This window comes from Streptomyces sp. MJM8645 (genome assembly GCF_001625365.1).
Lineage (GTDB): Bacteria > Actinomycetota > Actinomycetes > Streptomycetales > Streptomycetaceae > Kitasatospora.
Map to the genome: position 1 here is coordinate 1,331,177 of NZ_LJJF01000001.1, position 21,553 is coordinate 1,352,729.

The 21,553-nt window shown below is 71.6% G+C and carries 22 protein-coding genes; 13 read left to right on the forward strand and 9 right to left on the reverse strand.

Annotated features, from left to right (window positions below; all coding sequences use genetic code 11):
* Positions 1–123 precede the first annotated feature (123 nt).
* The 7 genes from A6F73_RS41305 (at position 124) to A6F73_RS05390 (ending at position 8,380) form a co-directional block, all read left to right on the forward strand.
* The gene (locus A6F73_RS41305; protein ID WP_159398374.1) at positions 124–351 is read left to right on the forward strand and encodes a hypothetical protein; all 228 of its coding nucleotides are present in this window, start codon (positions 124–126) and stop codon (positions 349–351) included.
* Positions 352–866: 515 nt separating this feature from the next.
* A complete protein-coding gene (locus A6F73_RS05365) occupies positions 867–1,325 on the forward strand; it encodes a hypothetical protein (protein ID WP_063346707.1) in 459 nt (152 codons plus the stop codon).
* 53 nt (positions 1,326–1,378) lie between these two features.
* A complete protein-coding gene (locus tag A6F73_RS05370; RefSeq protein WP_063346708.1) occupies positions 1,379–2,197 on the forward strand; it encodes a hypothetical protein in 819 nt (272 codons plus the stop codon).
* A 247-nt stretch (positions 2,198–2,444) separates the two neighbouring features.
* Positions 2,445–3,608, forward strand: coding sequence for a hypothetical protein (locus tag A6F73_RS05375; RefSeq protein ID WP_063346709.1), 1,164 nt, complete (start codon positions 2,445–2,447; stop codon positions 3,606–3,608).
* Between the two features lie 235 nt (positions 3,609–3,843).
* A complete protein-coding gene (locus A6F73_RS05380) occupies positions 3,844–6,492 on the forward strand; it encodes a hypothetical protein (RefSeq protein ID WP_063346710.1) in 2,649 nt (882 codons plus the stop codon).
* Between the two features lie 120 nt (positions 6,493–6,612).
* The gene (locus tag A6F73_RS05385) at positions 6,613–7,485 is read left to right on the forward strand and encodes a hypothetical protein (protein WP_063346711.1); all 873 of its coding nucleotides are present in this window, start codon (positions 6,613–6,615) and stop codon (positions 7,483–7,485) included.
* A 139-nt stretch (positions 7,486–7,624) separates the two neighbouring features.
* Complete coding sequence (locus tag A6F73_RS05390) at positions 7,625–8,380, forward strand: phytanoyl-CoA dioxygenase family protein (protein ID WP_079135457.1); 756 nt, start codon at positions 7,625–7,627, stop codon at positions 8,378–8,380.
* 510 nt (positions 8,381–8,890) lie between these two features.
* Here the strand turns inward: A6F73_RS05390 and A6F73_RS05395 are convergent.
* Positions 8,891–9,850 carry a pirin family protein gene (locus A6F73_RS05395; protein ID WP_063346713.1) on the reverse strand — a complete coding sequence of 320 codons (960 nt, stop codon included), beginning with the start codon at positions 9,848–9,850 and terminating at the stop codon, positions 8,891–8,893.
* A gap of 168 nt (positions 9,851–10,018) precedes the next feature.
* Complete coding sequence (rpe, locus tag A6F73_RS05400; protein ID WP_063346714.1) at positions 10,019–10,702, reverse strand: ribulose-phosphate 3-epimerase; 684 nt, start codon at positions 10,700–10,702, stop codon at positions 10,019–10,021.
* Positions 10,703–10,966: 264 nt separating this feature from the next.
* Between rpe and A6F73_RS05405 the strand changes: the two genes are divergently transcribed.
* On the forward strand, positions 10,967–11,818 hold the full coding sequence (locus tag A6F73_RS05405) for a hypothetical protein (RefSeq protein WP_063346715.1): 852 nt from the start codon (positions 10,967–10,969) through the stop codon (positions 11,816–11,818).
* Between the two features lie 66 nt (positions 11,819–11,884).
* On the opposite strand, the gene A6F73_RS05410 is transcribed toward A6F73_RS05405, so the two are convergent.
* The 3 genes from A6F73_RS05410 to A6F73_RS05420 all read right to left on the reverse strand — a co-directional run bounded on the left by A6F73_RS05410 (position 11,885) and on the right by A6F73_RS05420 (position 14,042).
* Positions 11,885–12,664, reverse strand: a complete 780-nt coding sequence (locus tag A6F73_RS05410) for a C39 family peptidase (protein WP_347878514.1) — start codon at positions 12,662–12,664, stop codon at positions 11,885–11,887.
* 69 nt (positions 12,665–12,733) lie between these two features.
* Positions 12,734–13,291 (reverse strand): DUF4188 domain-containing protein, encoded by a 558-nt coding sequence (locus A6F73_RS05415; RefSeq protein ID WP_063346717.1) that lies wholly within the window; start codon positions 13,289–13,291, stop codon positions 12,734–12,736.
* Between the two features lie 112 nt (positions 13,292–13,403).
* Positions 13,404–14,042 carry a TetR/AcrR family transcriptional regulator gene (locus tag A6F73_RS05420; protein ID WP_063346718.1) on the reverse strand — a complete coding sequence of 213 codons (639 nt, stop codon included), beginning with the start codon at positions 14,040–14,042 and terminating at the stop codon, positions 13,404–13,406.
* 94 nt (positions 14,043–14,136) lie between these two features.
* Here A6F73_RS05420 and A6F73_RS05425 point away from each other — a divergent pair, with 94 nt between their 5' ends.
* Positions 14,137–14,604 carry a hypothetical protein gene (locus A6F73_RS05425; RefSeq protein ID WP_063346719.1) on the forward strand — a complete coding sequence of 156 codons (468 nt, stop codon included), beginning with the start codon at positions 14,137–14,139 and terminating at the stop codon, positions 14,602–14,604.
* Positions 14,605–14,621: 17 nt separating this feature from the next.
* Here the strand turns inward: A6F73_RS05425 and A6F73_RS05430 are convergent, their stop codons facing one another.
* Entirely contained in the window at positions 14,622–15,314 is a 693-nt protein-coding gene (locus tag A6F73_RS05430) for a cyclic nucleotide-binding domain-containing protein (protein WP_079135459.1), read from the reverse strand.
* Between the two features lie 250 nt (positions 15,315–15,564).
* Here A6F73_RS05430 and A6F73_RS05435 point away from each other — a divergent pair, with 250 nt between their 5' ends.
* From A6F73_RS05435 to A6F73_RS05450, 4 genes are read left to right on the forward strand one after another with little or no spacing between them, the layout of a single operon-like run.
* Positions 15,565–16,344, forward strand: a complete 780-nt coding sequence (locus A6F73_RS05435) for a hypothetical protein (RefSeq protein WP_063346721.1) — start codon at positions 15,565–15,567, stop codon at positions 16,342–16,344.
* Positions 16,335–17,087: a hypothetical protein gene (locus A6F73_RS05440; RefSeq protein ID WP_063346722.1), complete on the forward strand. Its 753-nt coding sequence runs from the start codon at positions 16,335–16,337 to the stop codon at positions 17,085–17,087. Before A6F73_RS05435 ends, A6F73_RS05440 begins: the two co-directional genes overlap by 10 nt.
* The gene (locus A6F73_RS05445; RefSeq protein ID WP_063346723.1) at positions 17,084–17,380 is read left to right on the forward strand and encodes a hypothetical protein; all 297 of its coding nucleotides are present in this window, start codon (positions 17,084–17,086) and stop codon (positions 17,378–17,380) included. Before A6F73_RS05440 ends, A6F73_RS05445 begins: the two co-directional genes overlap by 4 nt.
* Positions 17,381–17,385: 5 nt before the next feature.
* Positions 17,386–18,543 (forward strand): hypothetical protein, encoded by a 1,158-nt coding sequence (locus A6F73_RS05450; RefSeq protein WP_244293589.1) that lies wholly within the window; start codon positions 17,386–17,388, stop codon positions 18,541–18,543.
* A 74-nt stretch (positions 18,544–18,617) separates the two neighbouring features.
* Here the strand turns inward: A6F73_RS05450 and A6F73_RS05455 are convergent, their stop codons facing one another.
* The 3 genes from A6F73_RS05455 to A6F73_RS05465 form a co-directional block, all read right to left on the reverse strand.
* Positions 18,618–19,604 (reverse strand): aldo/keto reductase, encoded by a 987-nt coding sequence (locus A6F73_RS05455; RefSeq protein WP_063346724.1) that lies wholly within the window; start codon positions 19,602–19,604, stop codon positions 18,618–18,620.
* Positions 19,605–19,717: 113 nt separating this feature from the next.
* A complete protein-coding gene (locus A6F73_RS05460) occupies positions 19,718–20,560 on the reverse strand; it encodes an ABC transporter permease (RefSeq protein WP_244293305.1) in 843 nt (280 codons plus the stop codon).
* A complete protein-coding gene (locus A6F73_RS05465; protein WP_063346725.1) occupies positions 20,560–21,531 on the reverse strand; it encodes an ATP-binding cassette domain-containing protein in 972 nt (323 codons plus the stop codon). Before A6F73_RS05465 ends, A6F73_RS05460 begins: the two co-directional genes overlap by 1 nt.
* Between the last annotated feature and the right edge of the window lie 22 nt (positions 21,532–21,553).

Sequence of the window (21,553 nt, forward strand, 5' to 3'; positions counted from 1 at the left end):
AATCGTCCAACGACGTTGGGCAGGCAGCACGCGGTGGCGTCGGGCCGTGTCCGGAAACACGCTCATCCCGTAGGATGCCCAGCCACCCAACTCGCCTCGTAGATAACGGACAAGAGCGGCTCGATGCGGTCCAAGCTATTCGGGAACTTCCGATACCCGACTGCACCATTACGCGCCGACTCCGGCCAGGCGGATGACTACCTCCTGAACCAGGCCTTGCGGCAGCTGCGGCCGAAACGGGTCATCCTCACCGTCGATGTGGCGCATCTGGTGCTGCAGGTCCAGGACCCGGACGCCGGCTTCTACCGCTGGGATCCGGTGGCCGAACTCCCGCTCCGCGGTGCCGCGTGAGCACCACCGGTGCCCCGCGAACCGCGCGGGGCACCGGTAACGTGCCGAGCATAAGACCGGCTGGCTGACCAGACAGCTGGAGGCGATCGGCCGCATCGATCCGCTGCCGGGGGCTGCCCGCACCACCTCCCACCTTCTGCTCGCCACCGGCCTGACTCCAGGCCAGATCAACCGGGAGCCCACCGAGGCGGGGATCACGATGCGCTGGGTGCCCGCCACGGAGGCCGTCCGTCTCGCCCGTACCGGAGGAATCCGGGAAGCGGGCAGCCTCGCGGCGATCCTGCGTGCCCGACCCCGGCTGCTCTCGGACCAGCTACCGTAAATCGGGACGCGCCACGGGCTGCGCCTTGTACTCGTCGCCCTGCGCCGCATGGACATCACCGACCGCGCCGTCGACAGGACCAGCGGCCGGGTGGGCCGCCCAGGTGGCAGACCCAACTGCCCCAGCTGGTCGAGGCATTCCGATTCGACGCGGTCCTGGCCGCCGTCAGGGCCACCTGCGGTGACCCCGAGCGGTGCGCGCCGCCAGCGGCGACGACGACCGCCAGGTCATCGACAGGAGCAAGATCGAGGCCCAGCTCGCCGCCTTCGTGGGAGCCTGGCTGAGGACGGCGAGTCGATCGAGGCGGAAGGAGAGGGTGATGAACCAGTACGGGACACTGGCGTGGTCGCACTGGGAGAAGTTCCGGCCGCGGGAGCTGTCGCAGATGAGCGACCCGCCGCGGTTCTTCACGAACCTTGGGCAGCAGATCGAGCAGCGAATCGTGGAGCTGGAGGAGAGCCTGGAGCAGGCGTATCCAGCGCAGGAGGACTACGAGGCGAGGATCGGTCAGCTGAATCAGATCCGGGCCGACGCGAAGGACCAGGCGCTGCGGGAGACACTGCCGGAGGCGGAGGACGAGCAGGAGACGGAGGAGATCGACCCGCGGATGGCGCGACTGGAGGAGCTCTGGGAGGAGCACGACCAGCTGTAGACGGCCGGTTCGGCCCCGGCGGCATTACCCGATCGAACCTAAGGTAGGGCAGCGTGACCTGGAGTTTCACCACGAGCCACATCGGCCACGACGGCGCTGGCAACCTGACGCTGGAGGTCTGCCACCGTCGCGCGGACTACGGCAACCGGTTTGGCGGGGTGTTCTGGCTCGGCACCCCGCCGCTGCCGGACGGGACACCCGAGCTGGACGTCTGCTGCCCTGTTTGCATGGCGGACCGCGGCCTGACCGTCTTCGGGGTCTGGGGCGGCCCCGCCCGGCTGACCTGCATGTGCGCTCACTCCTGGACTCCCCGGCTGCCCGGCCTCTCACCTGAGGATCTTCTGCGGAAGCTCGTGCGCCTGGCCCTCACATCGGATCCAGGTCCCGGGATGCCGTTGTGCCGGATGCGGGCGGACCACGACGCCGAGCCTCCCACGCCGCTCCAGCAGGCCGTCCACCTGTACGTCGCCGACGCCTCTCGCGCACTCAACCGCCGGGAGTGGCAGTTCAGCGACCGCGAGTGCTCCGTGGCCTCCGACCTGCTAACGCGGGCCGGCTGCCGGGTGTACTGGAGCCCCGAGGCACTTGAGGCCCTGGTGAAGCAGAAGCGGACCGACGAGGACCACCTCAGGTGGGTCCATGAAAACCTCCACGCGCTGGAGGATCGCGGCAGGACGACCCGCGGCCGTCTCGGTCAGTTCCTGTCGGACTGCGCCGCTGCGCTGCGACCGGCCGCCCTACTGACCATGGACGACCTGGAGCCCGGGAAGACGTTGTCCCGCATGCCGCCCGTGCTCGATGACGCCCGCGGAGCGCTCGGCAGCGTCCACGTCGTACTGACCGCGGGCGCCACCGGCGAGGTCGATCACTGACGCCGACCACGACCTCCCGCATCACCCCTTGCCCCACGAGGTGTTTGGTCGGTCCTCGGCGACCCTCCGCTGGCCCTGTTCACGAGTTTGTTCATCGGTCCGGTAGTCAGAGGCAGCCGCGCTGAAGATCGAACCGCTCATGAGACTCGGCAGCGCCGTGGGTTGTTAGGACCTGAAGGTTGCCGCCACCGGGGACCAGTACCCTCACTCTGCGAGGCGGCCTTCGCCGCGCATGAAGGGGGACGTCATGGGAGATCCGAGCAGCATCGACCAGCCGGCCTGGTCGGTCAGACTGTGGCGCTACCTCGACGACTCGCACCGCGGCTGGGTAAATCTGCTCTACTCCGACGCTCAGATCGCCGGCATCGACGGGACGCAGACCATCGGCCCCTACCGATTCACCCTGGTCGACGAAGCTGCTGGCCAGCGCTCGGGGCGGCTGCGTCCAGTGCTGGAGCTGGCTAGTTGGTTCCGTCAGCCAAATCAGCAGCCCGCCGCCTCGGGCAGCGCAGGCTGGACGGGGTTGTCGATCCACCAGGAGGTCGCCGCGCTGGCGTCGCTGGTCCTGGGGGTCAGGCTGCGCGGCGATGACCCGCGCCCCCGCTACCGGCAGCAGGACGGCTCAGTCACCATCCACGAGGTGGCCGCGCAGGTCATACCGAGCGCGCCGTCCTCGCCTTGGTCCTCGCCGATCCTGCCGGGTCTGGCGGGCAGGATGGCCGACTTCGGGTCGCTGCGGCCCTACCTGGAGTCGCTGCCCCGCCTCGCCCCGCACCACACCGTCCAGCTGGTGCGGGCCGCCAGGCAGTACGCCGATGCCCTGTGGATGGCTGAGGGCGAGCCGGAGCTGGCCTGGCTGATGCTAGTGAGCGCCGTCGAGGTCGCCGCGACCGCTCACCAGGCCGCCACCGAGGACTACGCGCTGCTGGTGAAGAAATCCTTCCCCCGCTCCGCCGAGGCCCTGATCGCCACGGGAGGGGAGAGCCTGCTCGCCGAGGCCGCCGCCAACGAGTTCTACAGGCTCCTTCGGGCCACTGGCCGCTTCCTCGCCTTCGCCAAGAAGTTCCTCCCCGACCCGCCGGACGAGCGCACGACCGACCCGGCTGGCCAGCTGCCGTGGTCCAAGACGAAGATGGAGGCGGTCCTGCGCCAGGTGTACGAGCTGCGCTCCGTCCGCCTGCATGCCGGGACGGCCTTCCCCTGGCCGTTGCTGATCCCGCCACCCACCGCGGGCGATGGTCTGCCCTCTGAGGTGTTCACCCAGGACACCTACGGGTCGGGGGACACCACGTGGCCGGCAACGGAGCTGCCGATGACTCTGGCGGTCTTCGCGCACTTGGTGCGCGGCATGCTGCTGCGCTGGTGGGACACACTCGCCGGAGAGGCGACTGGTCCGGATTCGTCTGGGTAGCCAGCGCCGATCCGCCGCCCACGAGCAGTGATCCGGACTCAGCGCGTGATCCGATGCAGATGCCTCAAGCTGGGCCGCCCGGCGGGGACATGATTCGCACTGCGGCATGAAGCCGGACCGGCAGGCGTCCTGCCGAAGCACGTGCACATCGAACACCGTGTTGGCCGGGTACCTCCCCGAGTTATGGACCAGCGCTGAAACTCGCGAACAGAGCCACGCCGTCTAGGATCGACGCATGGTCAGCAACGGTGGGCGAGGTTGGAAGGACGCCCGGGCCAAGGCCCGCGAGTTCCAGCGCTTTGATCACAATGTCCGGGATGTTCTCGCGCTGATCTACTACCTGATCGCGGCTCAAGACGGCGGCGCCGTGGACCAGATCTCCCTGCGGTCCGTCCGCTACCGCCTGGCCGATCCGCAGCACCTGCACCGAGACCTCGCCGAACTGCTGCCCGGCCCAGCACGTGAGGAGGACGGGACCAGGTCTGTCGAGACCGGCTTGGTCGACCTGACGCAGGCACGGCTGGCCGAGCACGGCCAGGACTACGGCCCGTTCACCGGCCCGCCCCCCGTGGAGGGGACGATCTGGAGGCTCTGGCACGCGCTGAACGCCCAGCACGGCGTGCCGCTGGAGGACACTCTGCCGTCCGACATGGTTACCGAGGACGCGTCCGGCAGGTACCGGTCGAGCGGGATGTCGGTCTTCGAGCACGCCGTACGCGAGCTGACCGGCCAAGTCGACCAGCTTCTCCTGCCGGCCAGCGGAGCGTTGAACCTGCGGGCCCACGTCAAGGTCACCGGCGGCCTCCACGCCGGACGGACCGGCCGCCTGCGCGCGGTCACCTGGGGCACTAACGACGAGCAGCGCACCTGCACCGACACCCCCGCCCTCCTCCGGGTCGACTTCGACGACCGCCACGAGAGTGCCAACATCGCCCCCGGAGACGTGGAGAAGCTGCCCGAGTGGGACCGCCGGTTCGTCGTCGTCCACGCGGGCGAGCCGCTGCCCACCGAGTGGGCTGCCGCCGTGCTTCTGGCCGCCGCCGGTCCGTCCACAGACTGGCACGACGAAGCGACGGAACGCCTTCGACAGTGGCAGGGCGACGGACGCATGGTCGCCCTCCTCGCCCGGCCTCGCCACGGCCAAGCGCTGAGCGCCGAGGAAGAGCGGTGGGTTGAGTCGGTCGCTGGCTGGGCCGACGAGATCATCGCCCTCGAACCCGACGACCGTTCCTCCCTGCCTCGGCTCACGCCCGACCAGCCAGCCGACGCCCTCCACCACCCTGCGTGCTTGACCCTCGCCGCCGCCCCCGGACGCGCGCCGGCTCACGAGGATGCACCCTCCTGGGCCCGGACCCACCGCGTCGCCGTTGCGCCCACGATCGCCGGGGCGGTCGAGGCCGCGCTGAGCCGGATCGGCCGAGGACACCAACGGGCCGCCGGGCATCGCCAGGTGCCGCTTCTCGTCGCCCGCTCCGCGGCGTTCATCGGCTGGTCCGTGGAACAGCTGACGGCCGGCACGGTGCTGGAGGACGCCCGGGTGGAGTGGGTGTCCCGCGAGGAGGATGCCCGTGAGCCGATTTCCTGGTGGATCCTGCGCGCCCTCCTCCGGCACCAGGACCTCTCTCGCAGCGAGGAGACCGTGCTCGCGCACCCGGGCCTGCTGAGCGTGGTCGTCTATCACCCGCGGGAGCCGTGGACGGACACCGAGGTCGTCCTCCTCCCCAGCCCCGCCGCCGCACGGGGGAAAACGCGCGAGTTCCTGCGCCTTCCCACCGTCATCAACAACCTGCGCGCCGGCGGAGGCAACACCGACCGCGCCTGGTCGTTCCTCGTGGAAGGGCTCAACCTGTTCTTCGACTCCGATCGCCTACACAGGAGCGCGTTGCGCAACGACAGCCAGCTCACCTCGGCCCACCGCAGCGTCGTCCCCGTCGCGTTGACCGACGGGGAGTTCGACGACCTCCAGGACCGACTGGAGCTGAGCCCACCCGGCGCGCCCGAGGTGCACCGGGTGGCTGACCTCATGGCGAACCCGGTCTGCGACTGGGCGACCCTGGGCGCCATCACCACCGCTGTGCAGCCCAACCCGCCGGCCGCGTCCCTTGACCCGTGGGCTGCACGTCAGAGGATGCTGCAGTGGCGCGAGGCCGTTCGCCGGACCGCCACCCTCGCTCTCCACCACGAGGGATCGGACGATGCCGCGGACTCTTCCGGCGTCCGGGACGTCATCACGCTGATCCTCTATGCCCTCCACCTGCGCGAACGACAGCCGGTTGCCGATGTGTCGTGGTGGACCGCGCTGTTCCACCTCCAGGACGACCAGCACGTTATCGACTTGGTGGAGCAAACGCTCCAGGACACCGGCCACGACGTGATCCCACGACTCAGCTTCAGGTCGCCCGACCAGAGAAGAGCCGACCCCATCGCCCGGCGGTGGGAGCGGCTGAACCGCACACGGAACACGAGCCACCCGCAGGACCCGCCTGCGGCCGGACCACACGACGGCCCCACTCACAGGCCCGATTCCGGACCCGACGTGCAGGGCAGCCGCCACGGCAACCGGCCCGGCCCGATCATCAAGGCCTGCGTCCCTCGCGCCGCCGCCGCCGTCCACGCCGTCCTGGAGGGCGGTTTCACCGAACATCAGCGCATCCGCGTCACGGCCGGCCCGTACGAAGGCCGGGCCGGCTTCGTACGGCGCCCCGCCTGGAGGCTGGACCGCGAGACCTTTCAGATCGTGGTGCCCCCCGCCGCATACGTCATCGACCTCGACGGCCTCGACGGCGCGGTGGAGATCGACGCCGGCCAGCTCACCGGACACGGCCGACCCGGCTCCCCACCTGCAACCCCGAACGCCCCGGATGCCGACCCGACGACGCGATAGGGTCAGGCTTCGGCGTTGGCCCCAACCTGGCCCGCCGGACGCCGCTCTCCAAGGTCGCCGGCTCCCAGCAGCTCGGCCGGACATCACGGCGCCACCGAAGGGGTACGGGAGGGAAACTCGGTGAACGATCTGATGGGCAAGCTGCCCCGTCCGCTGGTTGAGCGGATGGGCCGGATGAGCGGCATGGCGCTGCGCGGCATCATCGCCCTGGTCGACGAGCAGCCCGACACCTTCGCCGCTCTGGTGGAGCGGATCGGCACCTGGGACGACGATCCGGGGCGCACGGCGTACCCGCGGCCCCGTTACCAGTTCGCTGTCACGGAGGTGCTGCGGATCGTCAACGACGCCTTCACCGCCATCGAGGAGGTCGGCCCGCTGCCCAACGAGGCCGTGGTGGATGGCGCCCGCCCGTTGATCGAACGGTTCGCCCCTGCGGAGTACCGCGACGCCGCTCTGGAGAAGCTGGCGGCCTTGCCGCCAGGCAGTGAGCCGATGAACCTCTCCGGCGGCGAGGAAGCCGGGGCCATCGACTACGTCATCGCCGCGACGGCAGCCGCGTGGCTGATTGGTGGCGCCAGCGGGCGCATGGCGATGCAGCAGTCTGTGCGGCTGACCCTGCTCAAGCAGGTGCGCTACGCCGAGAGCACGGCCTCCGGCGCCCCGGAGCGCGAGCAGGTCAACGAGATCAGCGACGCCGACGCGTTTGCCCTGCTCGCGGACCTGTACGACGAGGAGTACATCCGGCTGATCCCCGGCCCCCGTGATCGGGGCCCCTGGGAGTGGGACATGCTGGCCGTACTCAAGACGCACCTGTTGGAGACGCCCGCCGACGCCACTACCCCGGAGCAGGCCGAAGAACTCAAGGCCAAGCTCCTCACTGTGCTGCAGGCTGCCACGGCCACGCTCACCAAGGCGACAAAGCCCTCGGTACGCACGGTCGGCAAGCGAGCCCAGCCCAAGCGCCAGCCGAAGCGCCAGCGGAAGGGCAAGTAGTAGGCGGCGGCTCCGGGTTGGCCGGACGCCGGCGGCAGGGCCTCCGCCCGCCGTAGCGGGTGGCCCATCTCATTGGGCCCTCGGGCGGGCGGCGGAAATCCCGTTGCCCGCTCGGGCCTGCTACCGCTTCCATGACCCAATGGAGACGACAACTCCCTTGGCCGTCAGCGCCTTTTGCCGTGACGGCTACTGCGTTCTGCCCGATGTCCTCACCGCCGAGCAGGTGAACCACTGGCGTTCGGCACTCGCGCGGCACATTACGGCCCAGCCGCCCGAGCCCGGCCGCACCGGCCCGTACTTCCTGTGGCAAGCCCTCGCCGACCACGCCGACCTGCGCGTCCTCTACGAGGAGAGCGGTATCGGCGACACCGTCCGCGCGTTTCTGCGGCCCGACCTCGCCTTGCCGACCCCGGAGGTCGCGCAGCTGGCGCTCACCCTGCCACCGCACCTGCACCGCCCCGGCGCCCCGCACATCGACGGCCTCACCCCCACCGAGGACGACGGCCGCCCCGGCACCTTCACTGTCCTGGCCGGCCTCCTACTCACTGACCAGCGCCAGCACGACCGCGGCAACCTCTGGGTGTGGCCGGGTACGCACCTGACCACTGCAGCGTGGCTACGCCGCCACGGCGCGGACGCACTGCGCGACGCCGCTCCCTACCCGCCCGTGGACCTGCCGGCCCCGCTCCAGGTGACCGGCGCGGCCGGGAGCCTGGTCCTCGTCCACTACCTGCTCGCCCACAACATCGGCGGCCACTTCGGCACCGCCGATGACGAACGCCGCGAGACCGTGTACTTCCGGCTGCGCACCGACAGTCACCGCGGACGGTGGCGCGAGGCCGTCACCAACCCACTGCTGGAATTCACCCAGGACGTACCGGTCCTTGGCAGCTGACTTTCAGCAGCGCTCAGCGGTGAAGCCATCAACCACGTGCGGACGGCGGCCTGGCCGCCGTCCGCATACGGCTTCCACGGCCGTAGGCCGGCGCCATCGCCTTGATCACGTACGTGCCGCTACGCGACCAAGTCTCCCGGGCGGTGGACGCAGCCCAGCGCCGCGCACCGGGCGCCCCAGGCTCCCGCATTCCGGTGGCAGCCATCTGCCGGCGTAGGTCCCAGCAGGCGTTGAGACTCGGGAAGACAGCTGGCGGTGGACGCAGCGCTGGGGATATTGGTCAAGACCAGTTGACTGACTCGACGTCAGATAAGTCAGCAACAGGTCAGCATCGATCCGATTAGACCCTGCCAAACGTGGCCAAACACGAGAATCGGCGAGCCCTCATTTCGAACCCCCCGAGCCGCCGGCACGACGCTGGGGCGCGCCTCACGCCAGGGCCTGAGGCGCGCCCGGAGTGCACCGGCCAGCAAGCACCAGACACAATCCCGCAAGCGACGTTTCCACAGGTCAGCGCATTCGTCCGCGCGCCTTCAGCGGGATCGACGGGAGCTCTGGGGCCCGCAGCCGGGCGCCGTCGTAGCCATGAACTTCACCGAATCGCGAGCTCTTCTCCCAGTCGTTTCGTGCCTGTACGATCTCCTCACCGGATCGGCCGATGAAGTTCCACCACATGAGGATCTGCTCGTCGAAGGGTTCGCCGCCGAGGAGGAGGACGGCGGCGTCGGTGCGGGCGTGGAGGGGGAGTTCGGGGCGGCCGCAGCCGAGGTAGAGCATGGAGCCGGGTTCGACGCGGACGCCGTCGACGTCGACGCTGCCGGACATGGAGAGGACGGCGTACTCGAAGTCGGGGACGAGCGGGAGCTTGAGGTCGGCGCCCTCGGTGAGGGCGAGGTCGGCGCCGACGAGGGGGGTGTAGGCGGTGCCGGGCGAGGTGGCGGTGTCGAGGGTGCCGAGGATGACGGTGCCGTGCAGGCCGGGGGCGGTGACGACGGGCAGGTCGGCGTGGTGCTCGAAGGTGGGGGCGGTGTGCCGGTGGGCGTCCGGGAGGGCGACCCAGAGCTGGGCGCCGTGCAGGTAGCGGGCGTGCGGGCGCGGGGATTCCTCGGAGTGGGAGATCGCCCGGCCGGAGGTCATCAGGCCCAGTTCGTACGGGCGGACGGTCTGGAGGCTGCCGAGGCTGTCGCGGTGCAGCACTTCGCCCTGGTGGAGCCAGCTGACCGTCTGGAGGCCCATGTGGGGGTGGGGCGGGACCTGCATGCCGGGTTCGTCGGCGATGTCATCGGGTCCGTAGTGGTCGACGAAGCACCAGGCGCCGACCATCCGGCGGCCCAGGCTGGGGAGCAGGCGGCGGACCATCGTGCTCTCGCCGAGCTGGACCTGACGTCCGGTCAGCAGGTCCTTGACCGGTCCGGTGTCGGCCTCGCGGCCACAGGTGGTCGGGGAGGGCTTGCGGTCGAGGTTGCTCATGTGCGGTTCCACCACCGTGCGGAGAGGGGCCGGGCGAGGGGCGTTCGCCAACGATCATCCCTGACGGCCGGTGGATCCTCCACCCCTCCCCGGGCCGGGCCCCGGAACGCCGCCCCTGGACGACGGCTGGCCCGGGCCCCTGAACACCGCTCCGCCCGGACTCAGGGCTCAGTGCCCGCAGGCCCACCAGGCGTCCGCCGAGGCCTTGGTCGCGAGCTCCCGCAGCTTGCGCACGGCCTCGGCCGGGTCCTCGGCCCCGTACACCGCCGAGCCGGCCACGAACACGTCGGCGCCGGCCTCGGCGCAGCGCTCGATGGTGCCGGCGGAGACGCCGCCGTCGACCTGGAGCCACAGTTCCAGGTCGTGCTTGGCGATCAGCTCCCGGGTGCGGCGGATCTTCGGCAGCATGATGTCGAGGAACGCCTGGCCGCCGAAGCCGGGCTCGACGGTCATGATCAGCAGCATGTCGAGTTCGGGCAGCAGGTCCTCGTACGGCTCGATGGGCGTGCCCGGCTTGAGGGCCATGGAGGCGCGGGCGCCCTTGGCGCGGATCTCACGGGCGAGGCGGACGGGCGCGGCGGCGGCCTCGACGTGGAAGGTGACGGAGCCGGCGCCGGCCTCGACGAACTGGGGGGCCCAGCGGTCCGGGTCCTCGATCATCAGGTGGCAGTCGAGCGGGGTGTCGGTGGCGCGGGCGAGCGACTCGACGATCGGGACGCCCAGGGTGAGGTTGGGGACGAAGTGGTTGTCCATCACGTCGACGTGCAGCCAGTCCGAGCCCCTGACGGCCTCGGCCTCGTCGGCGAGCCGGGCGAAGTCCGCGGACAGGATGCTGGGGTTGATCTGCGCCATTACCGACTACCTTCACACGAGGGTTCACACGAGGGCTGCGGCGTCCCGGGAGCGGGCACCTCGTCCCATCATCTCGCGCCGACGCCCGGCCGGGTGCACACCGGGACCTCCCCGTGACCGTCATCACACCCGGTCCGGGATTACCGTGGCCGCCGCCGTGGTCATCAGCACTGAAGCGGCCCGCGCGCGCCCGGTCCGTCGGCGCCCGCCGAGCCGCCCCGTCCGGCCGGGTTCGCCCCGCCCCTCTCCGAGGAAGGTCCTTCGATGGCCGATCTCGTCCACCCCGCCCGTGCACTGTGGTGGCTCTTCGAACCGGTGCACGCCGTCACCTACTTCCTGCCCGAGAGCCGCGAGGCCTACGAGGCGGCCGGGCTGCACGGCGGCTGGCGCGGCTACTTCGCCAGCCGGTCGGCGCCGCTGGGCGCGGTGGACGCGCCGCCGGTGATCGCCGCGTTCTTCAGCTTCTCCCCGGCGATGGTCGAGCGCGCGCTGCCGGAGGTGTGGACGCACGCCAGCCCGGAGGAGGCGCTGGCCGCCCGGTTGAAGGGCTCGGCGGCGGCGCTGGCCCGGCTGCTGGAGCACGTGGACCCGGCGCAGGTCGAACTGGCGGTGGAGGCCCTGGAGCGGGCCGCGGGCCGGCTCGACTGCGTCGGCCGGGTGCTGGCCGCCGCCAATGCCGCGCTGCCCCGCCCCTCCGGCCTGTACGAACGGCTGTGGCAGGCCGCCACGGTGATGCGCGAGCACCGCGGGGACGGCCACGTGGCGGCGCTGGTGGCGGCCGGACTGGACGGGTGCGAGGCGCTGGTGGTCCGGTGCGCGATGGACGTCCGGCGCGAGATGCTCCAGCCGATGCGCGGCTGGACGGACGAGGAGTGGGACGCGGCCGCGGCGCGCCTGGTCGATCGGGGCTGGCTGACCACGGCGGGCTCGGTGACCGAACTCGGCCGGATCCGGCACCAGTCCCTGGAGGCCGCCACCGACCTGGCCGCCGCGCGGGTCTGGGAGGACTACCCGCGCGCCGAACTCGACCGACTGGCCGCCGCGTTGAAGCCGATATCGGCGCTCTGTCGCAGCCAACTCCCGGTCAACCCGGCCGGGCTGCCGGACAACCCCTGATCAACCCCTGATCAGCCCCTGATCAGCCCCTGATCAGCCCCTCGTGAGGTCCCGATCAGCAGCCGGTCAGCTCCCGACCGGTTGCTGGTCGGGAACCGATCGGGCGCCACCCGTGCCCGGCGGGCCGAGGACGATCCCCCGCCCGGCGTAGAAGCGCTCGAACGACCGCCACGGCACGTGCGCGAAGGACTGCGACTCTCCCGGGAATCCGGACGGGTTGTGGATCACCACCGCTGTGTCCGTGGCGCCCACCACCAGCACCAGGTGTCCGCCCCGCCGCACCGGCGCCGGACCGGCCGGCTCCCGGATCGCGGGATGCACCGACACCATCACCAGCCGCCCGCCGGCCACCTCGGCCGCCAGCTCCGCGGGCGCCAACTCCCGCGCCTGCGCGGCCAGTCCCCACCGCCGCCGGACGTAGTCGGCGAACGGCGTGTGGATCAGTCCGCGCAGGCTCTCGCCGTCCCGGACGTACGCCCCCGCCGCCACGCACTCCCCGGCCAGCGTGAGCGCCGGGGGCGCCAGGCCCCACCAGTGGTCGAGCGCCATCCGCAGGCAGGCCACCCCGCACAGCCGCCACGACCACCACGCGTACTCCTCCGGGGTGGCCGCACCGGACTGCCCCCACCGGGGGTCCTCGGCCGCGTCGACCTGTCCGTCGATGATCACCCGCACCAACTCGGCCGATTCCCACTGCGCGTGGTACGGCACCTCGTGCACCACCGGCCCGCCCGCCGGTGCGCCCGTCGCTGCGCCCGCGTGTGCTCCGGCCGATGCGCCGGTCGGCGCGCCCGCCCGTACACCTCTCGGCGCGCCCGTCGGCATCCCGCCCTGCTCCTCCGCCATCCCCCGACGCTCTCACGCCGCGGCACCCGGGCCGACCCGCGACACTCCCTGAGCGCCCGGTGAGCACCCCTACTCGGGCACGCGCTCCCCCGAGGCTTCCTTCGAGCCCTCCTTCAGGCCTTCCGTCGAACCCTCCGACCGGTAGGCCAGTCGCTGCGACGCGCGGCGCCCACGCGCCTCGAGCGGCAGGGAGCCGGTAGCGCCCGCGAGACCGAACGGCGGCATGTCGAAGTAGATCGACTCGTACCCGCCCTCCGGCACCACGTACGTCTCGTGCCACAGCCCGACGTGCCGACGGGCCTTCCCCTCCCGCAGTTTGCGGTTGACGATGCCCCAGACGCTGTGGTGGAAGCCGTCCGGCGCGCTCGCGTAGCCGTACAGCTTCTCCTTCGACTCCCAGTACTGGACGACGTAGTACGTGCGCGGCGAGGCGGTGAGCAGGATCCGCCCGCGCAGGCCGCGTTCGGGGCTGCGCCCCAGTTCGTACAGCATCCGGAACATCGCGAACATCACCGGGCCCCAGTGGTGGACGGCCCAGAAGCGGTTGATCCGCATGCCGATCAGCAGCACCACGGTGTCGCCGGTGGCGCCCGCGGTGGTGTAGCCCGGCGTCGGCTTGGCGAACATCGATCGGACGAACGTCGTTCCCATGGACATCTCGGCCTCCCGCACCCCATGTAATCGGTGATTACATCAGGGCCGGGAAACCCGGTCAAGGCTCACTGCACGCACAAATCGGTTACTGCGAAGGATGGTTGGCGATTCCCTGACCGAAGGTGTCGAGCACCTTCCCGGCCAGCTCCTCCGCCTCCTCCCCCGGCAGGTAGCCGTCCACGATCATCTGCGCCAGCCCGAACACCAGCGCCTGCCCGGCCAGCCCCATCAGCCCCGGATCCCCCGGACGCAACCGGCCCGCCTCCTGGTCCGCCACGATCAGACCGGTGAACGCCCGCTCCATGCCGTCCAGTTGATCCCGCAGCTCCGGGTCCCGCGAGGCCACGAACACCCGCGAACGCACCAGGTCGAACCGGTGCGGATGGTGCAGCGCGTACCGGACGAACCCGAGCCCGACCGCCCGCATCACCGACCCCCCGGCCGACCCCCCGGCCGGATCCACCGCCGCCACCGCCGCCACCTCGGCCTCCTGGCACCGTACGAAGTCCGCCAGCACCCGGTCCGCCAGCGCCGTCAACAACGCCTGCCGGTCCGCGAAGTGGCGAAACGGCGCCCCCGCCGACACCCCGGCCCGCCGCGCCACCTCCCGCATGCTCACCTTCTCCTGCCCGTACTCGTCCAGCAGCTCGAACGCCGCGGCGACCAGCGCCTCCGGCAGCGATCCGTGGTGGTACGAGCTGCGCCCGCCAGGCCGTTCCGTCATGCCTGCCTTGCTACCACAGCAGGCCGCCCCACCAGGAAACCATCACCCCACCGATCGGAGCCCCATGCCCATGCCCACGCACATGCCCACACCCATGCCCACGCCCACGCCCACGCCCACGCCGACCGCCCCCCAACCCGCCTCCCGCGCCGCCGCCTTCGCCGCCGCCTACGCCCTCCTCCGCGCCTCCGCCACCCTCGCCGACCACTGGATCCAGACCGACCACCAGGCCGGCACCAAGGGCCGGCCCACCCCGGCCGGCCGCCGCGCCTGCGCCGCACACGTCGCCGCCTACACCGCCACCCAGGCCGCCGCCCTCCTCCTCGGCACCCGCGCCCTCGGCCTCCGCCCCAAACCCCGCCGCCTCCTCGTCGCCCTCGCCCTGTCCGCCACCACCCACTACCTCGCCGACCGCCGCGAACCCCTCCGCCGGGCAGCCGACTTCACCCGGCGGGGAGGCTTCGTCCGCCTCGCCGAGCACGGCATGAACGGCGCCTACCTCCTGGACCAGGCCTGGCACCACGTGTTCGAGACCGGCGCCGCCCTGATCGCCGCGACGTGACAGCATCCGTCCACCGCTCACGGCAGCCCCCCGAGCCGCGCCGCGGCCGCGAGCAGGCCCTCGGGGTCCGTCACGAGGGTCAGCTTGCGACGCCCCTCCGGCATCCCGCCGAACGGCGGCAGCGCCGTGAGCTGCCGCAGCAGTTTGGGGCCGATGGCCAAGCAGTCCGCGAGGTCCTTCTGAGCGACCCGCAGGTGAACGCCGTCGGGCCCGCTCACCGCGAGTTCCTCGTTGTCGAGCAGCGGCGCCAGGAGCCACGCGAGCCGCGCCACGTTGTCGCCGGACCGCGACAGGACCTGGGTCTCCAGCTGCCGGCCGATGACGTACGACCAGATCGCCGCCCCGTACGCGTCCTGGAACGCGCGGCTCCTGAACAGCTCCGCTCCGAGGGTGACCACTTCGCAGTCCGTGTACGCCGTCACGGTGGCCGTCCGCGGCCGGCGGCCGTACACGGCCATGTCCCCGAGGAGGTCGCCAGGGTGCCGGAGGACGATCAGCTTCCCGTCCTGGTCGATCCGGACGGCGCCCTTCTTCAGGAAGGACACCGAGTGACCCTCGGCGCCCTGCCGCATCAACTGTTCGCCTTTCCGAATCCACCTCACTTTGGCGGAACCGAGGATTCCCTCCCAATCGGTGTCGGACAGGTGATCTCGAAATGTTCGATTCAGCCCGAACGCCTGCTCCGCCGTCGAATTTCCCCACAAGGTCATGGCGAGAGATTAGAGGCACCGCACCCCAATCAGGCTGCACGTCAGGCAAGTTGCCGCACACCCGGACACCTTCCCCATATCGGGTGCTACCCTGCCGCACCTTTGGATCGTCTACGAATGAACCTGTGGCGCACCCCACATCGTTAAGAGGCCTCAGGCCCCCTAATTTTCGCCGCCGGGCCGCAGACTCCTGGTCATCAGCTCGACCGCCCGGTCGACGCGCCCGGACCGTACGTTCCAGGAGGCCGCCATGCCCGAACCCCCGTCACTTCCCGGCGACTCCAGCCAGCCCCTGCCGCCGCTCTCCGGCCTGCTCTGTGTGGACGTGAAAGGCTTCACCGAGCTGCCCGGCGCGGTCCACGCTCCGGTCAGCGCCCACCTTGAGCCCGTCATCGACGCCGCCCTCACCGCGGCCGGCCTCGACGGCCTCCGGACCGCGAAGAGGTTCCCCGCCAACTCCGGCGACGGGCTCGCGTTCGGCTTCGACCCCGTGCTGCTGGGGTACGTCGTCCACCCGTTCCTCGACCGCCTCGACGAGCAACTCGCCAAGCACAACGCCGATCCGGGCCGCGTCCGGCTCCGGATGCGGGTGAGTGTCCACTCCGGTCACGTCGCGCCCGAGGGCGTGCCCGGCGAGGGGAACGGGCCGGCGAGGAACGAACTGCACCGGCTGCTCGACTCCCGAGAGGTCAAGGCCGTTCTGGCCAGGGCCAGCCCGGAGACGACGCACCTGGTGGCGATCGTCTCCGACCGGGTGTACGAGGACGCGGTCGTCTCCCGGCACTCCGGCCTGCACCCGGACCGGTTCCAGAGCATCCTGGCGACCGTTCCCGGCAAGGCGTTCGCCCGGCGGGCGTGGCTGTACGTCCCCACCCCGTCCGGGAACCTCCTCGCCCTGCCGGAGAGCTCCTCGTTCCATCCGCCCCGCTCGCTCCGGCGGCTCTTCAGCGCGTTGCGCCGTCTGAGTTCGAAAATCTGGCCCATTCTCGATCCGCACCGTCCGTCGGGAGGAACCGACCCATGGCTCTGATCACGTACAGCAGCCTGCTCGACGTCATCCACGCCCGGGTGACCAGCGCCGCCCACCTGCGACCGGAGGTCCTGCCGGTCGAGGTCGGCGGGGAGACCGTCCACCTCGACCTGCCGCAGGCCCGGGCGGCACTGTACGAGCGGCCGGTGGACGAGGTGCTGCGCCGCGAGGTGTGGCGTCGGGCCGTCGCGCTGGGCCAGCACGACGCGCTGGCGTCGGCCATCGGCTCGACGGAGGTCACCGGCTGGGTCGAGGCCGTCGTCTGGCTGGCGCTGCCGCACCTCAGGCGGGTGGCCCGCCAGGCGGCGGGCCGCCTGGGGGCGGACCGGAGGGACGTCGAGTCGGAGGTCGTGCTCGCGGTCGTCGAGCGGCTGGCCGAGGTCTCGGTGGACGATCCCGACGTCGGGCCGGACCTGCTCCGGGCGGCGGGCCGCCGGGGGTGGGAGTTCGCCCGCCGGTCGGCCTCCGGCGGGCGGCCGGTGGAGGACATCGTCGCCGTGGCCGACGCCCGCACCGCCGCGTCCACCGAGGACCTCTGGGAACTGGCGATCTCTCGACCGGACCGGCCCGACGGCCTGGCCGCGCCGCTGCGCCTCACCTCGCGCTCGGCGGTCGAGGGCGCGCGGCTCGGTGAACTCGCGGACCACCTCGGCCTGCGCGAGGTGGTCCACCGGACCCACCGGCCGCACCGTGGCCCGCGGCTCGGGTCGGTCTCGCTCCGCTCGACGGCGGTCGGCCGGTGATCGCCCCCGCCGAAGGCCCGCTGACCTTCCCCGAGTTGTTCGACCTCCCGCTGTCCGTCGACCTGCGCACGGCGGCCCGGGCGTTCGGTATCTGTCTGGCCACCGCCTACAACCTCGTCCACCGCGACGCCTTTCCCTGCCCCGTCATCCGCACCGGGTACCGCTACCGGGTGCCCACCGTCGGCCTGCTCAGCGCCCTGGGCATCGAGGAACTCCCCGTCTACGCGTCCGATCTGGCCCCCTGGGTCAGCGCCCCGCCGCTGCCCGGTCTCGAATGGAAGGACCTCGCGTGATCGCGATGACCACGACCGCCCACCCTGAGCCGCTCCGCCCGGAGCCGTCCGGACCGGAGGCAACCCTCCCGGAGGCGCCGGCGCAGCTGCCGACCTGCTTCGTGATCGGCCCGATCGGGGACCGGCACGCCGAGGTCGGCAGTCCGGCCCGCCAGGCGTACGAGACGTCCCTGGAGACCTTCGAGGAGGTCATCGGCCCGGCCTGCGCCGCCTTCCGGATCCAGCCGCTGCGCGCGGACCAGATCCAGCAGGCCGGGGAGATCACCGAGCAGATCTGCCGCCACGTGCTGCAGTCGGACATCGTCATCGCCGATGTGACGGGCGGGAACGCCAATGTGATGTACGAACTCGGCCTTCGGCACACGACCGGCCGCCTCACCATCCACATCGGCGAACACGGGCTGCTGCCGTTCGACATCTCGCCGATCCGGACGATCCTGTTCAAGCGGTCGCGCAGTGGACTGGTGAGCGCGCGCAACGAGTTGCAGGAGGCACTGAACCGGGGGATCCGGGAGGGGTTCGCCCCGCTGACCCCGGCCAGGATCCTGCTCGGCCTCCGCTCCCGGGACGAGGCCGAGGCCGGTCCGCCCGCGCAGCAGCGGGCGGACGGGGAGGACGCGCCCGGCCTGATCGACCTCTTCGCCACGGTGGAGTCCGAGATGGACCTGCTGACCGAGGGCATCGAGACCATGACCGGGCTGGTGAACGCCATCGCCGCCCTGGCCGAGGAGTTCGGGCCTGACATGAAACGCGCCGCCGCGAAGGGTGCGCCGCCGTCCGCCACACTCGCGGCGACCAGGCGCTTCGGCACCGCCCTCGGCGGGCCGGCGGCCGAACTCAAGGTGTGCGCCGAGGAATTCACCGCCCGAATGTCGAACATCGACGCGACCGTGCACGCCTCGCTGGACATGTTCCAGCAGCTGCCGCAGACCGGGGAGGCCCAGGAGACCCACAGCTTCCTGCACCAGCTCATCGACATGTCCCAGGCCTCGCGCGAGGGCCTGGAGACGCTCCGGCTCTTCCGGACGATGATGGAGTGGCTCACCAACGTGAGCCGCGATCTGCGGGCCCCGGCCAAGGACATCATGGCCGCACTCGACCTCGTCACCGCCGCCATGGCGCGGGTCGAGACGTGGGACCAGCGGGCCCGCGCCCTGGTCTGACCGCAGGGGCGGGCGCGGGGACGGCCGCAGGGCGGGCGCCGGGGGGCAGTGGGCCTCCCGGCGCCCGTGCGCGGCTACCAGGCGTAGTCCTCCGGGGCGGGCTGGTGGCCGGGGAAGAGTTCGTCGAGGCGGTCGAGGGTCTTCTGGTCGAGCTTCAGGTCGAGGGCGGCGACGGCGGCGTCGAGGTGGGCGGGGGTGCGGGGGCCGATGATGGGGGCGGTGACGGCGGGGCGGGTGAGGAGCCAGGCGAGGCCGAGGTCGGCGGGTTCGGTGCCGAGGTCGGCGGCGAGGTCCTCGTAGGCCTGGAGGCGGTCGCGGTGGGTGGCGAGGAGTCCGTCGGCCTGGGGCAGGGCGCCGCGGACGCGGGTGCCTTCGCGTTCCTTGCGGAGGATGCCGCCGAGGAGGCCGCTGCGCAGCGGGGACCAGGGCAGCAGGCCGAGGCCGTAGTGCTGGAGGGCGGGGATGACCTCCAGTTCGATGGTGCGGTCGAGGAGGTTGTAGAGGGACTGTTCGCTCACCAGGCCGAGGAAGTGGCGGGAGCGAGCGGCCTCCTGGGCCTGGGCGAGGTGCCAGCCGGCGAAGTTGCTGGAGCCGACGTAGATGATCTTGCCCTGGGTGACCAGGACCTCCATCGCCTGCCAGATCTCCTCCCAGGGCGTGTCCCGGTCGATGTGGTGCATCTGGTAGAGGTCGATGTGGTCGGTGTTCAGGCGCCGCAGGCTGGCCTCGACGGCGCGGCGGATGCCGAGGGCGGAGAGCTTGCCCTCGTTGGGCCAGTCGCCCATCGGCCCGTACACCTTGGTGGCGAGGACGGTGCGTTCGCGGCGGCCGCCGCCCTGGGCGAACCAGCGGCCGATGATCTCCTCGGTCCGGCCCCTGAGGTTGCCCTCGCTGTCGCGGCCGTAGGCGTTGGCGGTGTCGAAGAAGTTGATGCCCCGCTCGTGGGCGGTGTCCATGATGCGGTGGGCCTCGGACTCCTCGGTGTGGGGGCCGAAGTTCATGGTGCCCAGGCAGAGTCGGGAGACGGTCAGGCCGGTGCGGCCGAGGTGGGTGTACTCCATGGCGCCCACCTTCGGCCGTACCGGCAGCGGTGTCCAGCACATTCCGTCAGACGAAACAGACGGAACAGACGAGCGGACGGACGAGCAGGCTGACGACCAGCCGACCGCCCCCCTCAGCGCCCGTGCGTGGCGAACTTCCGTACGGCGAGCGGCACGCAGAGCGCGAGCAGCAGCCCGCTCCAGAGCAGCGAGGCGAGGACGGCGTGCTGCATGGGCCAGGCGCCGCCGGCCGCGGAGGGGTTGCCGAAGAGTTCGCGGCAGGCCTGGACGACGGCGCTGACCGGGTTCCAGTCGGCGACGACCCGCAGCCACCCGGGCATGCCGCCGGTGGGGACGTACGCGTTGGTGACCATCGCGATCGGGAAGACCGCTACGGAGAGTTGGCCGGCGGCCTCCTCCTTGCCGATGGTCAGGCCGAGGCAGGTGCCGACCCAGGTCATCACGAAGCGGAAGAGCAGCAGCAGGGCGAACGCGCCCGCCGCGTCCCCGGCGCCCTCGCGGACGCGCCAGCCGGCGGCGAGGCCGACGAGCGCGAGGAGGGTCAGGACGACGAAACTGACGAGCAGGTCGGCGAGGGTCTGTCCGAGCAGCAGTCCGGTGCGGGAGACGGGCATGGAGCGCAGCCGGTCGGTGATGCCGCGGCCGACGTCGCGGGCGGCGCCGACCATGGTCACCATGATGCCGTTGGTGGCGACCATGGCGAACAGGCCGGGCATCAGGAACTCGCGGTAGTCGCCGCCGCCCGGGATCCGCATGGCGCTGCCGAAGACGTACCCGAAGACCACCACCATGATCACGGGGACGCCCAGCGAGGCGGCCAACAGGCCGGGCGAGTGGCGGTAGTTGAGGAGGATGCGGAGCATCGACGTCCAGGTGTCGACGGCCAGCCGGGCGGGGCGGGACGGTGTCGGCGCGGGGCGGGACGGCATCGGCGCGGGGGCGTGCACGGCGGCCATCAGGCGGCCCTCCTCAGGGTTTCGGCGGATTCGCGGGTGAGCGCGAGGAACACGTCGTCCAGCGAGGGGGCCCGTACGGCGGCGTCCTCGGCGGTGATCCCGACGGTGTCCAACTCCCGTACCAGCGAGGGCAGCAGGACGGACACGCCGGGCTGGGTCAGTACCGTCACGGTCCGTTCGGCCGCGTCGACCTGCGCGTCGCCGCCCGAGAGGGTGGACAGCACCACGGCGGCGGCGGCGAGTTGGGCCGGGTCGGCGAGGGTGACGGACAGCTGGCTGCCGATCGCGGCCTTGAGCCTGGCTGGTGGGCCGGTGGCGATGGCGGCGCCGTGATCGACGACGACGATGTCGTCGGCGAGCCGGTCGGCCTCCTCCAGGTACTGGGTGGTGAGCAGCACGGTGGTGCCGCCGGCGGCCAACTCCTTGACGGTGTTCCAGATTTCCTGGCGGCTGCGCGGGTCGAGCCCGGTGGTGGGCTCGTCGAGGAAGAGCACCGGGGGGCTGGTGACCAGGCTGGCGATGAGGTCGAGGCGTCGGCGCATGCCGCCGGAGTAGGTGCGGACGAGCCGGTCGCCGGCCTCGGTGAGGTCGAAGCGTTCGAGCAGTTCGTCGGCGCGGGCGCGGGCGCGGCGGGCGCCGAGGCGGTGCAGCCGGCCGAACAGGTGGAGGTTGTCGCGCCCGGTGATGCCCTCGTCGACGGCGGCGTACTGCCCGGCGAGGCCGATGGCCCGGCGGACGTCCTCGGCGGCGCGGGCGACGTCGTGGCCGGCGACGCGGGCGGTGCCCCGGTCGGGGGCGACGAGGGTGGCGAGGACGCGGACGGCGGTGGTCTTGCCGGCGCCGTTGGGGCCGAGCAATCCGCAGACGGTGCCGGCGGGAACGGTGAGGTCGAGGCCGCGGAGGGCCTCGGTGGTCCCGAATCGTTTCTCCACGCCTGCCATCTCGATGGCGGGTCGGGCGGTGTCGGACATGGCTCTGCCCCTTCTCTAGGTA